Source organism: Halalkalibacter flavus (genome assembly GCF_036663575.1).
In the GTDB taxonomy this organism is placed as follows: Bacteria; Bacillota; Bacilli; order Bacillales; family Bacillaceae_D; genus Halalkalibacter; species Halalkalibacter flavus.
Window position 1 is genome coordinate 1 of sequence record NZ_JAWRVK010000466.1, and the last position, 203, is coordinate 203.

A 203-nucleotide genomic window follows, 5' to 3' on the forward strand; every position below is an offset into this window, starting at 1 on the left:
AGAGGTCACACCCGTTCCCATGCCGAACACGGTCGTTAAGCTCTTCAGCGCCGATGGTAGTTGGGGGCTTCCCCCTGCGAGAGTAGGACGTTGCCATACAAAGTAATAGGGCTAACCTAGGTTAGCCCTCAGGCTGTTGAGAAAGTCTTATCAATAGCCTTTTTTTGTAGCTATTAATCCGATTATTCAGGTGAATATAGTAT

Annotated in this window: 1 rRNA gene; it reads left to right on the forward strand. The window is 47.3% G+C overall.

The features are described 5' to 3' along the window. Positions 1–99, forward strand: a 5S ribosomal RNA gene (gene rrf, locus SAY88_RS25815); the annotation flags it as partial. Positions 100–203: the final 104 nt, after the last annotated feature.